This window comes from Pseudomonas sp. Y3 TE3536 (assembly GCF_053629175.1).
Genome location: NZ_JBRJHU010000001.1, coordinates 6,221,107 through 6,234,876 on the forward strand (window position 1 = coordinate 6,221,107; position 13,770 = coordinate 6,234,876).

Genomic DNA, 13,770 nt, shown 5'->3' on the forward strand with positions numbered 1-13,770 from the left:
CACAGCTTTTGAAACTTGCGCTGTACCTGTGGGAGCGGGCTTGTCCCGCGAAAAGGCCAGCACAGGCAGTCACTTATCCTTTCTTCTGGGCAAACAACGCATCGAGGCTCTGCTCGAAGGCGTGGTAACCAATGGCATCGTAGAGCTCCATGCGGGTCTGCATGGTGTCGACCACGTTCTTCTGGGTGCCGTCACGACGCAGCGCCGTGTAGACATTCTCGGCCGCCTTGTTCATGGCGCGGAACGCCGACAGCGGGTACAGCACCAGCGACACGTCGACCGACGCCAACTCTTCGGTGGTGTACAGCGGGGTGGCGCCGAATTCCGTGATGTTGGCCAGAATCGGCGCTTGCACGCGGTCAGCGAAGGTCTTGTACATCGAAAGCTCGGTAATGGCCTCCGGGAAGATCATGTCGGCGCCGGCCTCGACGCACGCTGCGGCACGGTCCAGCGCAGCATTCAGGCCTTCGACGGCCAGGGCATCGGTGCGCGCCATGATCACGAAGCTGTCATCGGTACGGGCATCGACGGCGGCCTTGATACGGTCGACCATTTCCTGCTGGGTGACGATTTCCTTGTTCGGGCGGTGGCCACAACGCTTGGCGCCAACCTGGTCTTCGATGTGGATCGCAGCTGCGCCGAACTTGCTCATCGAGCGCACGGTACGCGCCACGTTGAACGCCGAGGCACCGAAACCGGTGTCGACATCCACCAGCAGCGGCACGTCGCAGACGTCGGTGATGCGGCGCACATCGGTGAGCACATCGTCCAGGCCGCTGATGCCCAGGTCCGGCAGGCCCAGGGAGCCTGCGGCCACGCCGCCACCGGACAGGTAGATGGCCTTGAAGCCGGCGCGCTTGGCCAGCAGGGCATGGTTGGCGTTGATGGCGCCGACTACCTGCAAGGGATGTTCGGCGGCAACCGCGTCGCGGAAACGTTGGCCGGGCGTGCTCTTCACAGTCATGAATCACCTCGTGGGCTATTGTCGTTGGCGTCCAGGTAGTGACGCTCGATGTTGCGTTTGGACGCGCCGATGTGGCGGCGCATCAGGAGCTCGGCCAGCTCACCGTCACGGTCGGCGATGGCATCGAGAATCCGGTGGTGTTCGGCAAACGCCTGGCGTGGCCGATTGGGCGTGGCGGAGAACTGGATGCGGTACATGCGCACCAGCTGGTACAGCTCGCCACACAGCATCTTGACCAGGGTCTGGTTGCCGCTGCCCTGGATGATCCGGTAGTGGAAGTCGTAGTCACCTTCCTGCTGGTAGTAGCCGACACCCGCCTGGAACGCCGCATCGCGCTCATGGGTATCGAGCACCCGGCGCAGTTCGTCGATATCGGCCTGACTCATGCGCTCGGCGGCCAGGCGGCAGGCCATGCCTTCGAGCGATTCGCGGATTTCGTACAGCTCGATCAGCTCGGCATGGTTGAGCGACACCACCCGCGCCCCGACATGCGGCACGCGCACCAGCAGGCGCTGGCCTTCGAGGCGGTGGATGGCCTCGCGCAACGGCCCGCGGCTGATGCCGTAGGTGCGCGCCAGCTCCGGCTCGGAGATCTTGCTGCCCGGGGCGATGTCGCCCTTGACGATGGCCGCTTGGATGCGCCGAAAGACGTTTTCGGACAAGGTTTCCGTTTCGTCCGCCAACGCTGGGCTGGGAGTGGATAGGTCCAGCATATTGTCGACACCCTGATAATCACATGGCCAGAAATTAGCTAATTAAGCGCGATCAGTCAAAGACAAAATGAACATTGTCGACAATCGTCTAATAACGAACTAACCCTGCCCCGCCGCTGTCAGATCGCGACGCGCTGGCGTCAAGACGTCGGCGTGATAGAATGCCGCGCCTCCGACGGAGTATGGATAGCGTGTCTGTCATCTATTCATGTTGTTGACAGATGAACGAGGAAGCTTGCGCAGTCGTTGCCAGTCGCCTTGCCCCGAACCCTGCACAGTACCGCGCCAGGATTATGAGACTTACACCCGTTTTATTGCTGCTATGCCTCACCCTGCTGCCGGCCATCGGCCAAGCGGCGGGCAAGACCGTGTACGGTCTCAACGAATACGCAAAGCTGGGCGACCTGGACCTGGAAGTGGCCGCCAAGCTCGACACCGGTGCCAAGACGGCCTCGCTCAGCGCCCGCGACATCAAGCGCTTCAAGCGTAACGGCGAGAGCTGGGTGCGTTTCTACCTGGCCATCGATGCCGCCCATTCGCACCCGATCGAACGCCCCCTCGCGCGCGTCAGCAAGATCAAGCGACGGGCAGGCGACTACGATGCCGAATCGGGCAAGGCCTACACCGCGCGCCCGGTCATCGAACTCGAAATCTGCATGGGCCAGGCCCTGCGCACCATCGAAGTCAACCTCACCGACCGCAGCGCGTTCCAGTTCCCGCTGCTGATCGGCTCCGAGGCGCTCAAGCACTTCGACGCGCTGGTCGACCCAAGCCTTAAATACGCGGCCGGCAAACCTGCCTGTGCCACCGACGCTCCTAAAGCAGAGTAATCCCGATGCGCTCTCTTACCCTCCATCTGAAAGTCCTGATCACCGTCCTGGTGCTGCTGGGCGTGGCGGTCACCGCTTATCAGATCTTCTTCCTCGGCATCCCGGTGACCGAAGACGAAACCGACGACCTGTGGAATATCGACGCCAAGGTCGAGTTCGTGGCCAGCACCAAGGACCCGGTCAAGGTGCAGATGTTCGTGCCGCCACTGAACCGCGACTACGTCAGCCTCAACGAGAGCTTCATCTCCAACAACTATGGGGTGAGCGTCAACCGTGCCGACGGCAACCGCAAGGTGACCTGGTCGGCACGCCGCGCCAGCGGCAACCAGACGCTTTACTACCGCCTGGTGCTGACCAAGCGCTACAGCAACGAAAAGACCACCATCAAGGGCCCGACCTTCCGTGACAGCCTGGCAGTCGACGGCCCCGAGAAGATCGCCGCCGAAGCCCTGATGGCGCCTATCCGCCAGCATTCGGCCGACGTTGAGACCTTCGTCAGCGAAACCATCAAGCGGGTCAACAACCTCAACGACGACAACGTCAAGCTGCTGCTGGCCGGCGACACCTCGGCCATGAAGAAGGCCCAGGTCATCGACCTGCTGTTGTCCATCGCCCACGTGCCGATGGAAAAGGTCCACACCATCCGCCTGGTCGCCGACACCCCGCAGACCCCAGAACTGTGGCTGCGCAGCTTCAACGGCAACGACTGGCTGTACTTCAACCCGGACACCGGCGAGCAGGGCCTGCCCAACGACCGCCTGCTGTGGTGGACCGGTGATGACAACCTGATCACCGTCGATGGCGGCAAGAAAGCCAACGTCACCTTCAGCATGAACAACAGCGAGATGAACGCCATCCGCCTGGCCAAGCTGACCGACGAGAACACCGACGCCGACTTCCTCGAGTACTCGCTGTACGGCCTGCCGCTGCAGACCCAGCAGACCTTCATGATCATGGTGATGATCCCGATCGGCGTGTTGGTGATCCTGGTGCTGCGCAACCTGATCGGCCTGCAGACCCTGGGTACCTTCACCCCGGTACTGATCGCCCTGGCCTTCCGCGAGACTCAACTGGGCTTCGGTATCGTGTTGTTCACGGTAATCACGGCGCTGGGCCTGTCACTGCGCTCGTACCTTGAACACCTCAAGCTGCAGATGCTGCCACGCCTGTCGGTGGTGCTGACCTTCGTGGTGGTGCTGATCGCCGCCATCAGCCTGTTCAGCCACAAGCTGGGCCTGGAGCGCGGGTTGTCGGTGGCGCTGTTCCCGATGGTGATCCTGACCATGACCATCGAACGCCTGTCGATCACCTGGGAAGAGCGCGGCGGTGGCCATGCCATGAAAGTGGCCATCGGCACCCTGTTCGCAGCGTCCGTCGCGCACCTGCTGATGATGGTGCCGGAGCTGGTGTACTTCGTCTTCACCTTCCCGGCGGTGCTGCTGATTCTGGTGGGCTTCATGCTGGCGATGGGTCGCTACCGCGGCTACCGCCTGACCGAGCTCGTTCGCTTCAAGGCGTTCCTGAAGAAGGCTGATGCCTGATGTTCGGACTGATCAAGACCTGGAAAGCCCTGGAGGCCCGGGGCATCATGGGTATCAACCGGCGCAACGCGGACTATGTCCTGAAGTACAACAAGCGCCACCTGTACCCGATCGTCGACGACAAGATCATCACCAAAGAGCGCGCGCTCGCGGCCGGCATTCATGTGCCGGAAATGTACGGCGTCATCGAGACCGAGAAAGAGATCGAGAAGCTCGATGAAATCATCGGCGGGCGCAGTGACTTCGTCATCAAACCGGCGCAGGGCGCCGGCGGTGACGGCATCCTGGTGATCGCCGACCGCTTCGAGGACCGCTACCGCACGGTGTCGGGCAAGATCATCAGCCACGAGGAAATCGAGCACCAGATCTCGAGCATCCTTACCGGCCTGTACTCGCTGGGTGGTCACCGCGACCGGGCGCTGATCGAGTACCGGGTCACGCCGGACCAGATCTTCAAGAGCATCAGCTACGAAGGCGTGCCGGACATCCGCATCATCGTGCTGATGGGCTACCCGGTCATGGCCATGCTGCGCCTGCCGACCCGGCAGTCCGGCGGCAAGGCCAACCTGCACCAGGGCGCCATCGGCGTGGGTGTCGACCTGGCCACGGGGGTGACCCTGCGTGGCACCTGGCTGAACAACATCATCAGCAAGCACCCGGACACCACCAACGCCGTGGACGGCGTGCAACTGCCGAACTGGGACGGCTTCATGAAGCTTGCGGCCGGCTGCTACGAGCTGTGCGGCCTGGGCTACATCGGTGTGGACATGGTGCTGGACCAGGAAAAGGGCCCGCTGATTCTGGAACTCAACGCCCGCCCAGGCCTGAACATCCAGATTGCCAACGACTGCGGGCTGACCCAGCGTACCCACGCCATCGAGGCGCACATCGAGGCGCTGGCCAAGGACGGTGTGACCGAGGATGCCGAACAGCGCGTTCGTGTCTCGCAAGGGCTGTTCGGGCACGTGCATCCGCGCTGAAATTGCCGGGGCTGCTTTGCAGCCATTCGCAGCGCAAGGCTGCTCCTACAGGTACCGCGCAGCCCTACCCTGTAGGAGCAGCCTTGTGCTGCGAATGGGCAAAACACAATGTTGAATGTCGCGCTAACGCTAGGCGCATTTCCTACACAGGTCTACAATCGCCCTCCTCGCTTTTACATCGCCGTCCACACTGATGCCGACCTGTACGCTCCACCCCCTGCCCTACCAGCCTGACCCTGCCGCCTATTTCGCCCGCCTGCGCCAGGCGCCCGGCGCGATTCTGCTCGACAGTGCCCGCCCCGGTGCCGAACGCGGCCGCTTCGACCTGCTCAGCGCCTGGCCCGTGCAACACCTGCAAGCCCACGCAGACGAGGACGGCCGCGCCTTCCTCCAACGGCTGCGCGCAGGGCTGGCGCAACTGGGCCACGCCGACTTGCCGGTTGGGGTGGAACTGCCGTTTGCCGGCGGCCTGATCGGCTACCTCAGCTACGACTTCGGCCGGCGCCTGGAAAACCTGCCCAGCCTGGCCCTCGATGACCTCGGCCTGCCCGATGCACAACTTGGCCTTTACCGCTGGGCATTGGTGACCGACCATACGCTGGCAACCAGCCAGCTGGTGTTCCACCCAAGCCTGGCAAGCGCTGAGCGCGAGCGCCTGATTGCCCTGTTCGAAGCCCCCGATTGTGCTGCAACTGGCGATTTCCACCTGCTGGCCAACATGACCGGCGACTTGAAGCCCGAGCACTACCAAGCAGCGTTCGACCAGGTGCAACGCTACATTCAGGCCGGCGATTGCTACCAGATCAACCTGACACAACGCTTCCGCGCACCGTGCCAGGGCGACCCGTGGCGCGCCTATCAGGCGCTGCGCAAAGCGTGCCCGACGCCATTCTCCGGCTACCAGCAACTGGCCGATGGCAGCGCACTGCTGAGCTTCTCGCCGGAGCGGTTCATTCGCGTCAGCCAAGGGCTGGTCGAGACTCGCCCGATCAAGGGTACCCGGCCACGCTCAAGCAACCCCGACCAGGATGCCCGCAACGCCGAAGAGCTGCTGCACAGCCCCAAGGACCGCTCGGAAAACTTGATGATCGTCGACCTGCTGCGCAACGACCTGGGCCGTACCTGCCAGATCGGCTCGGTCAAGGTGCCCGAGTTGTTCAGCCTGGAAAGCTACCCCAACGTTCACCACTTGGTCAGCAGCATCACCGGGCAATTGGCCACCGACAAGGACCCACTCGACCTGATCGGCGACAGCTTCCCCGGCGGCTCAATCACCGGGGCGCCGAAGATCCGCGCCATGCAGATCATCGACGAACTGGAGCCCAGCCGCCGTGCACTGTATTGCGGCTCGTTGCTGTACGTGGATGTGCGCGGCGAGATGGACAGCTCCATCGCCATTCGCAGCTTGCTGGTGAAGGATGGCCAGGTCAGCTGCTGGGGCGGCGGCGCAGTGGTGGCGGACTCCGACTGGGCGTCGGAATATGAAGAATCGATTGCCAAGGTTCGGGTGCTGATGGAGACCTTGCAACAGCTCTGATTCGGCGCCACAAGGCCTTTATGCCAGGCGTCTAACCCAGCATTTTTTGTTACCATCACCTCATTACGAGCGCACAGCGCCACAGCCAAGATGGAAACCGCCTGATGAGCCAACCCTTCGACGTCGCCGCTCTCGCCGCGACCTATGCCAACAAGTCCCCGCAAGACATCCTGAAACTCGCCTTCGAGCATTTCGGCGACGACTTGTGGATCTCCTTCAGCGGCGCCGAGGATGTGGTGCTGGTCGACATGGCCTGGAAGCTGAACAAACAGGTCAAGGTCTTCAGCCTCGACACCGGCCGCCTGCACCCGGAGACCTACCGCTTCATCGACCAGGTCCGCGAGCAGTACAACCTGCCGATCGAGATCCTCAGCCCGGATCGCAGCAAGCTCGACCCGTTCGTCAAGGAAAAGGGCCTGTTCAGCTTCTACAAGGACGGCCACGGCGAGTGCTGCGGCATCCGCAAGATCGAACCCCTGCGCCGCAAACTGGCCACGGTAAGCGCCTGGGCCACCGGCCAGCGTCGCGACCAGAGCCCAGGCACGCGTAGCCAGGTGGCGGCACTGGAAATCGACAGCGCCTTCTCTACGCCCGAGCGCACCCTGTACAAGTTCAACCCGCTGGCACAGATGAGCAGCGAAGAAGTGTGGGGCTACATCCGCATGCTCGAGCTGCCCTACAACAGCCTGCACGAGCGCGGCTTCATCAGCATTGGCTGCGAACCGTGCACACGCCCGGTGCTGCCGAACCAGCACGAGCGCGAAGGCCGCTGGTGGTGGGAAGAGTCGACCCAGAAGGAATGCGGCCTGCACGCCGGCAACCTGATCAGCAAGGGCTGATCGACAGGTAAAGAAAAACCGGCCAATGGGGCCGCTGCGCGGCCCATCGCAGGCAAGCCAGCTCCTACAGGTGTAGCGTATTTATTGAGAATCTCGCTCACCTGTAGGAGCTGGCTTGCCTGCGATGGGCTGCGCAGCAGCCCCAATTAAGGCGGATGAAGCTTAACTGACCATTAGCCCAAGGGCCGGTTTTTTCATGCTCGAACGGCTTAGTGAACCGGCAGCTCGACGCCTTCGAACAGCTCTTCAAGCTCTTGCTTGTTATGGCACTGAATGGCTTTGGCCATCACTTCGCGGGTCAGGTGCGGGGCGAACTTCTCGATGAAGTCGCACATGAAGCCGCGCAGGAAGGTGCCACGGCGGAAGCCGATCTTGGTGATGCTGGCCTCGAACAGTTCGCTGGCATCCAGGGCCACCAGGTCGCTGTCGAGCTTGGTGTCAACGGCCATCTTGGCCACGATGCCCACACCCAGACCCAGGCGCACGTAAGTCTTGATCACGTCGGCGTCGGCGGCGGTGAACACCACTTTCGGCGTCAAGCCGCGATGGTTGAAGGCTTCGTCCAGCTTGGAACGGCCGGTAAAACCGAACACGTAAGTGACGATCGGGTATTCGGCAACGGCTTCCAGGGTCAGCTTCGGCAGCTTGGTCAGCGGGTGCCCCTGCGGAACCACCACGCAGCGGTTCCACTTGTAGCACGGCATCATGATCAGGTCGCCGAACAACTCCAGCGCCTCGGTGGCGATGGCGAAGTCGACAGTGCCATCAGCGGCCATCTCGGCAATTTGCATCGGCGAGCCCTGGTGCATGTGCAGGGCCACTTCCGGGTACTGCTTGATGAAGCTGCTGATCACCGGCGGCAGCGCGTAGCGGGCCTGGGTGTGCGTGGTGGCGATGGACAGGGTGCCCTTCTTCTCGTTGGAGAATTCCTGGGCGATCTGCTTGATGCTCTCGACCTTGCGCAGGATTTCGCCAGCGGTATTGATGATGCGCTCACCTGCCGGCGTGACGCGGGTCAGGTGCTTGCCGCTGCGGGCAAAGACTTCAACGCCCAGCTCATCTTCGAGCAAACGGATCTGCTTGCTGATACCTGGCTGGGAGGTATACAGGCTCTGCGCCGTCGCGGAGACGTTGAGGTCGTGGTGCGCCACTTCCCAGATGTAGCGCAGTTGTTGAAGCTTCATAGGTTTCCCTCGGTTCAGCGGTGAGTCAGCGGCAGCAGGCAGCGACGATATATAACTATATTAGTGGTTCTGGAAATAAATCTAGAACTATTTTGTTACACGCGCCCCAGTAATAGCCCACGGCCAGCTTCACGTTTTCCTACGTCCCAGGTGCTGTGCAAGCGGCACCATATACACCGGCACAGGCGACAACTGCAGCAACCGCACCGCCGTTCGCCCCAGCGGCACATCAGCGCCCGCGCCGGCACTGTGGCTTCCGAAAATCAGCAAATCGACGCTCAAGCGCTGCGCCTGGTCGAGTATGACCTGGGCAGGGTCACCCTGGCGCACACGCACCGCCTTGATGACCGCAAGGTCCGCCTCCTCGCCCAGTTCATCGCGAAAATTTTCCAGCACGCGCTGTTCGATATTGGCCATGACCGTGTTGACGCCCTGGCTGTGCAACTGGTCAAGCGTCTGCTCATCGAGATAGCTTTGCAGCAGCGACTCGGCGAACTGGCCCATGGGCTCCACGGCGTGAATCACATACAACTCGGCATTGAACGTGCGCGCCAATGCCAGGGCGTGCTGCATGACAAAAGGGGCGTAGACACCGAGGTCGGTGGCGTACAGCATGGAGCGGATCATTCGACCTCCTCGACTGCCGCTGCGGCAGAGCAAGCTTCAGCTTAGCAGCGCGCCGCACGCACGCTTTGCCGTCCGGCGTGCTGCTGGCGCGGGCCGCAGGAGGCGTCAGATGGGGCGTGTATCGCGGCTGATGAACGACAGCGCCTGGTACAGCATCTCCATGCGCGGCAAGCTGCAGCCCGCCGCCCGTGCGCGCGCCAGCGGCTCGCCATAAATGGCCTGAAGCTCCAGCGGGCGCTGCTGGGCATGGTCGTGGTACATGCTTGGCCAGTAGTCGGGCATCCGTTCGGTGACCTGGAACAGATGCTCGGCATACCCCTCGGGCAGCACATGGCCACACGCTGCAGCGCCTTGCACCACCTCGTCCATCAACGCCTGGATCAACGCCCGGCTATGCGGGGCGGCCATCAGCGGCGTGGTGCTGGCGCCGAGCAACACCGAAAGCCCGTTATACGGCACGTTCCACACCAGCTTCTGCCAACGGGCCTGGCTCAGGTTGTCCATGGCCTGCGAATCGATACCCGCCGCCTGGAACAGCCCTGCCCCCTCCTTGACCAGCGCAGCACCACCCTCGCTTGCCGGCCCACTGTGATAGCCCAGGTTGACCGCACCCAGTGCCTGATGGCGGATCACACCCGGGGCCTGGCGATTGACGCAAATGAAGCACAGGCCGCCGAGCAGGTGCATGTCGTCGCGCAATGCCGGGCGCAGTTGCTCCTCCACACCCAGGCCATTCTGCAGTAGCACCACGCGTGCGTCAGGTGCAGCGGCCTGCACGATCAGCGGCGCCAGCTGGTCGTTGCTGGTGGCCTTGGCGCCCACCAGCAGCCAGTCGCATTGCGGCATGTCGGCAACATTGGCATACGCCTGAACCTGCATCTGCAACGCGCCATGCACGGCACTTTCAAGCATCAGCCCCTGGTCGCGCACCACCTCGTATTCGCTGCGCAGCAGGAAGTGCACGTCGAAACCGGCCCGCGCCAGCATCAACCCATAAAAGCCGCCGATGGCACCACTGCCGATGATCCCGATACGTGGTTTGCGCGGATGCATGCCGATCTCCAGGTAAATGTCAGAGCGCTTTTTTACACCGGTTGCGGCCCGCTGGGCACCCCAATCGCGCAACGGCGCCGCCAGCACGGGAAAATCCCTGCCCTGACGGGCCAAAGCCCATTGTCGCGCCACCTGTAACGCGCTAAGGTTCGGCTCCCCGCTGCGAACATTCTTGCTGCTGGGCCGCACGGGGATTGCTGGCGGCCGGCACCCGTGACCTGACGAGTAACACGATGGCTGATTTACCGATCGACGACTTAAACGTTGCCTCCAACGAGACCCTGATCACGCCCGATCAGCTCAAGAAGGAAATCCCCCTCAGCGCCACGGCCCTGCAGACCGTGACTGCCGGCCGCCAAGTGGTGCGCGATATTCTCGACGGCAAGGACCATCGCCTGTTCGTCGTGGTCGGCCCCTGCTCCATCCACGACATCAAGGCTGCCCACGAGTACGCCGAACGCCTGAAGGTATTGGCTGCGGAAGTGTCCGACACCCTCTATCTGGTCATGCGCGTGTACTTCGAGAAGCCGCGCACCACCGTAGGCTGGAAAGGCCTGATCAACGATCCGTACCTGGATGACTCGTTCAAGATCCAGGACGGCCTGCACATCGGCCGCCAACTGCTGCTGGACCTGGCTGAAATGGGCCTGCCGACCGCTACCGAAGCGCTCGACCCGATCTCCCCGCAGTACCTGCAGGACCTGATCAGCTGGTCGGCCATCGGCGCCCGCACCACCGAATCCCAGACCCACCGCGAAATGGCCTCGGGCCTGTCTTCAGCGGTCGGCTTCAAGAACGGCACCGATGGCGGCCTGACCGTTGCGATCAACGCCCTGCAGTCGGTGTCCAAACCGCACCGCTTCCTTGGCATCAACCAGGAAGGCGGCGTCTCCATCGTCACCACCAAGGGCAACCCTTACGGTCACGTGGTGCTGCGCGGCGGCAATGGCAAGCCGAATTATGATTCGGTCAGCGTCGCCTTGTGCGAACAGGACCTGGCCAAGGCCAAGATCAAGGCCAACATCATGGTCGACTGCAGCCACGCCAACTCCAACAAGGACCCGGCCCTGCAGCCACTGGTGATGGAGAACGTCGCCAACCAAATCCTCGAAGGTAACCAGTCGATCATCGGCCTGATGGTCGAGAGCCACCTGAACTGGGGCTGCCAGTCGATTCCGAAAGACCTGAACGAACTGCAATATGGTGTTTCGGTGACCGACGCCTGTATTGACTGGTCTGCGACTGAGAAGACCTTGCGCAGCATGCACGCCAAGCTCAAGGATGTACTGCCGCAGCGCCAGCGCGGCTGACAAAAAAAAGGGCCGCTAAGCGGCCCTTTTTTTTACAGGTTCAGACTTTGCTCGAATGACGCTGCTGGCGTTCCATGTAGCGTTCTACATAAGAGCACGACGGAATCACCGTGTACCCCATCTGCTCGGCATACTCCAGGGCCCGCTCGGTCAGCGCTGCGGCAATGCCACGCCCGCGCAGGGCGTTAGGCACGAAGGTGCGATAGATGTCCAGCGTCTGCTTGCCCAGATCCATGTACGTCAGATAGGCACGATGACCGTCCACGTTGGTCTCGAACTGATGACCGGCTTGGTCATGGTGGATGGTCAGCGCTTCGCTCATCACTACTCCTCGCAGGTCTTCTCGGCAGACCCATACCTTAACCGATGGTGGTTTATCCGGCACAGAATCCTCTACGCCACCTGTTGCCCCTTGGACCACAGGACGATTGCAATCGTTCTACCCTCGGGCATTCACAAGATAGTAGGCGCGGCAAGCAGGATTGCTCAAGGTGGCAACGGTTAAAAAACGGCAAAAAACGTCGCTAATGGACTCTTCCCGTTACGCCAACAGCCGCCGGATGTTGTAGGGCTTAAGACGTTGAACGACAGACAAAGTCACCGTTAGTTCAACAAAAAAGTTCCCGTAGTACAGACGGTTGCGGCCCCTGTACGTTTTTTTCACAAACGCGTCGCAAATCTTGTCAGCGTGACCTGGAGCAACATTTTTTTTGCAGTTCTTGCGCTCTGTCAGTTTACTTACTACAAGTAATGGGTACTATGTACGCCGGCCAGTTTCTCTTTTCCGAGAGATGGCTCTTTAATAGAAAGTCCTTGAAGGGGAACACGATGAACAACGTTCTGAAATTCTCTGCTCTGGCTCTGGCCGCAGTTCTGGCTACCGGTTGCAGCAGCGTATCCAAAGAAACCGAAGCTCGTCTGACTGCGACTGAAGACGCAGCAGCTCGCGCTCAAGCTCGTGCAGACGAAGCCTACCGTAAGGCTGACGACGCACTGGCAGCCGCTCAGAAGGCTCAGCAAACCGCTGACGAAGCCAATGAGCGCGCTCTGCGTATGCTGGACAAAGCCAGCCGCAAGTAATAGTCCTCACGGATTGTTATGAAGCCGACCCACTTGTGGGTCGGCTTTTTTATTGCCCCGCAACACGCAGTGCACAAACGAAAAGGCCTGCACTAAGGCAGGCCCTGGGCAGCTCGCGAACGCTTACTGCAGTTCAGGCGGGATGCTCGAAACCATCGGCGCCGTACCCTGATTATCGACCGGCACGGCAATTTCGACGGGCATGCCATCTTCAGCGGCGACCACGTCACGCACCATGTCCCAGTTCATGCGCAGGTTGTTCGCCAGGTCTTCACGCTTGAGCAATGCATTGATAACCGCAGTGTGCTTATCCACCACCGACGGATTTCCTTGATCGTCCAACGGAGTGTGCGCTTCGAGGTAGACCTTGCCAGCACTGATACCGAACTTGTAAGGCTCGTTGATGATGCGCACCGGGGTACCTACCGGCACCATCTTCGACAGCTCGACCACATTGTTGTTGAGCATGCGGAAGCAACCGTGACTGGTGCGCATGCCGATACCAAACTTCTTGTTCGAACCATGAATCAGGTAACCCGGTACACCCAGGGTGAACTTGAACGGGCCCAGCGGATTGTCCGGCCCGGCAGGCACCACGGTCGGCAGGATGTCGCCGTCGGCGGCGTGCTCGGCGCGAATCGAAGCGGGCGGGGTCCAGGTCGGGTTCGGGGTTTTGGCGGTGATCTTGGTATTGGCGATTGGCGAACCCCAACCTTCACGACCAATGCCCAGCGGGAAGGTGTACACCACGCTCTGCCCTTTCGGGTAGTAGTACAGCCGGTACTCGGCCAGGTTGATGACCACGCCTTCGCGCGGCCCCGGCGGCAGCACATAGCGGGTCGGCAGGATGATTTCGGTACCGGCACCCGGCAACCAAGGGTCGACGCCCGGGTTGGCGGCGATCATTTCCAGGTAGCCAAGGTCGTTGGCAGTGCCGATATCGGCGAAGGTGTCTTCGTACTTTGCCTTGATCACCTGCACCTGGCCGACAATGTCTTCACCGGGGGGTGGCAATGGCAGCTCCAGCGCAGCAGCGGGGCCCGCTACCAGCAGGGCGGCCAGGGACAGGCTACGGGTGACGGCAGGAAAGCGCGGCAACATCCGGTAAATCC

General features: G+C 61.6%; 14 protein-coding genes. 7 read left to right on the top strand and 7 right to left on the bottom strand.

Annotation, left to right across the window (positions count from 1 at the left end; genetic code table 11):
* Window positions 1-73: 73 nt before the first annotated feature.
* Window positions 74-964 (bottom strand): methylisocitrate lyase, encoded by an 891-nt coding sequence (prpB, locus tag AB7M33_RS27775; RefSeq protein WP_027593921.1) that lies wholly within the window; start codon window positions 962-964, stop codon window positions 74-76.
* Window positions 961-1,677, bottom strand: a complete 717-nt coding sequence (locus AB7M33_RS27780; RefSeq protein WP_027593922.1) for a GntR family transcriptional regulator — start codon at window positions 1,675-1,677, stop codon at window positions 961-963. The genes prpB and AB7M33_RS27780 overlap by 4 nt, the downstream gene beginning before the upstream one ends.
* Before the next feature lie 293 nt (window positions 1,678-1,970).
* Here AB7M33_RS27780 and rloA point away from each other — a divergent pair, with 293 nt between their 5' ends.
* The 5 genes from rloA (at window position 1,971) to AB7M33_RS27805 (ending at window position 7,404) form a co-directional block, all read left to right on the top strand.
* Entirely contained in the window at window positions 1,971-2,507 is a 537-nt protein-coding gene (gene rloA / locus AB7M33_RS27785; RefSeq protein WP_027593923.1) for a retropepsin-like aspartic peptidase RloA, read from the top strand.
* A 5-nt stretch (window positions 2,508-2,512) separates the two neighbouring features.
* On the top strand, window positions 2,513-4,048 hold the full coding sequence (gene rloB / locus AB7M33_RS27790; RefSeq protein ID WP_027593924.1) for an osmotic stress tolerance membrane protein RloB: 1,536 nt from the start codon (window positions 2,513-2,515) through the stop codon (window positions 4,046-4,048).
* The gene (locus tag AB7M33_RS27795; RefSeq protein WP_027593925.1) at window positions 4,048-5,028 is read left to right on the top strand and encodes an alpha-L-glutamate ligase-like protein; all 981 of its coding nucleotides are present in this window, start codon (window positions 4,048-4,050) and stop codon (window positions 5,026-5,028) included. The genes rloB and AB7M33_RS27795 overlap by 1 nt, the downstream gene beginning before the upstream one ends.
* Before the next feature lie 193 nt (window positions 5,029-5,221).
* A complete protein-coding gene (pabB, locus tag AB7M33_RS27800; RefSeq protein ID WP_454244160.1) occupies window positions 5,222-6,565 on the top strand; it encodes an aminodeoxychorismate synthase component I in 1,344 nt (447 codons plus the stop codon).
* A gap of 104 nt (window positions 6,566-6,669) precedes the next feature.
* Window positions 6,670-7,404 (top strand): phosphoadenylyl-sulfate reductase, encoded by a 735-nt coding sequence (locus AB7M33_RS27805; protein WP_238210614.1) that lies wholly within the window; start codon window positions 6,670-6,672, stop codon window positions 7,402-7,404.
* 209 nt (window positions 7,405-7,613) lie between these two features.
* On the opposite strand, the gene cysB is transcribed toward AB7M33_RS27805, so the two are convergent.
* The 3 genes from cysB to AB7M33_RS27820 form a co-directional block, all read right to left on the bottom strand.
* Window positions 7,614-8,588 (bottom strand): HTH-type transcriptional regulator CysB, encoded by a 975-nt coding sequence (cysB, locus tag AB7M33_RS27810; RefSeq protein ID WP_027593928.1) that lies wholly within the window; start codon window positions 8,586-8,588, stop codon window positions 7,614-7,616.
* A gap of 129 nt (window positions 8,589-8,717) precedes the next feature.
* Complete coding sequence (locus AB7M33_RS27815) at window positions 8,718-9,215, bottom strand: universal stress protein (protein ID WP_265968915.1); 498 nt, start codon at window positions 9,213-9,215, stop codon at window positions 8,718-8,720.
* 105 nt (window positions 9,216-9,320) lie between these two features.
* The gene (locus tag AB7M33_RS27820; RefSeq protein ID WP_454244161.1) at window positions 9,321-10,268 is read right to left on the bottom strand and encodes a putative 2-dehydropantoate 2-reductase; all 948 of its coding nucleotides are present in this window, start codon (window positions 10,266-10,268) and stop codon (window positions 9,321-9,323) included.
* A 233-nt stretch (window positions 10,269-10,501) separates the two neighbouring features.
* On the opposite strand from AB7M33_RS27820, the gene AB7M33_RS27825 reads away from it, so the two are divergent.
* Window positions 10,502-11,578 (top strand): 3-deoxy-7-phosphoheptulonate synthase, encoded by a 1,077-nt coding sequence (locus tag AB7M33_RS27825; RefSeq protein ID WP_099429929.1) that lies wholly within the window; start codon window positions 10,502-10,504, stop codon window positions 11,576-11,578.
* Between the two features lie 40 nt (window positions 11,579-11,618).
* Here the strand turns inward: AB7M33_RS27825 and AB7M33_RS27830 are convergent, their stop codons facing one another.
* Window positions 11,619-11,900: a GNAT family N-acetyltransferase gene (locus tag AB7M33_RS27830; protein ID WP_025338432.1), complete on the bottom strand. Its 282-nt coding sequence runs from the start codon at window positions 11,898-11,900 to the stop codon at window positions 11,619-11,621.
* A gap of 506 nt (window positions 11,901-12,406) precedes the next feature.
* On the opposite strand from AB7M33_RS27830, the gene oprI reads away from it, so the two are divergent.
* The gene (oprI, locus tag AB7M33_RS27835) at window positions 12,407-12,658 is read left to right on the top strand and encodes an outer membrane lipoprotei OprI (RefSeq protein WP_003259780.1); all 252 of its coding nucleotides are present in this window, start codon (window positions 12,407-12,409) and stop codon (window positions 12,656-12,658) included.
* A gap of 123 nt (window positions 12,659-12,781) precedes the next feature.
* Here the strand turns inward: oprI and AB7M33_RS27840 are convergent, their stop codons facing one another.
* On the bottom strand, window positions 12,782-13,759 hold the full coding sequence (locus tag AB7M33_RS27840) for a L,D-transpeptidase family protein (protein WP_085273233.1): 978 nt from the start codon (window positions 13,757-13,759) through the stop codon (window positions 12,782-12,784).
* Window positions 13,760-13,770 lie beyond the last annotated feature (11 nt).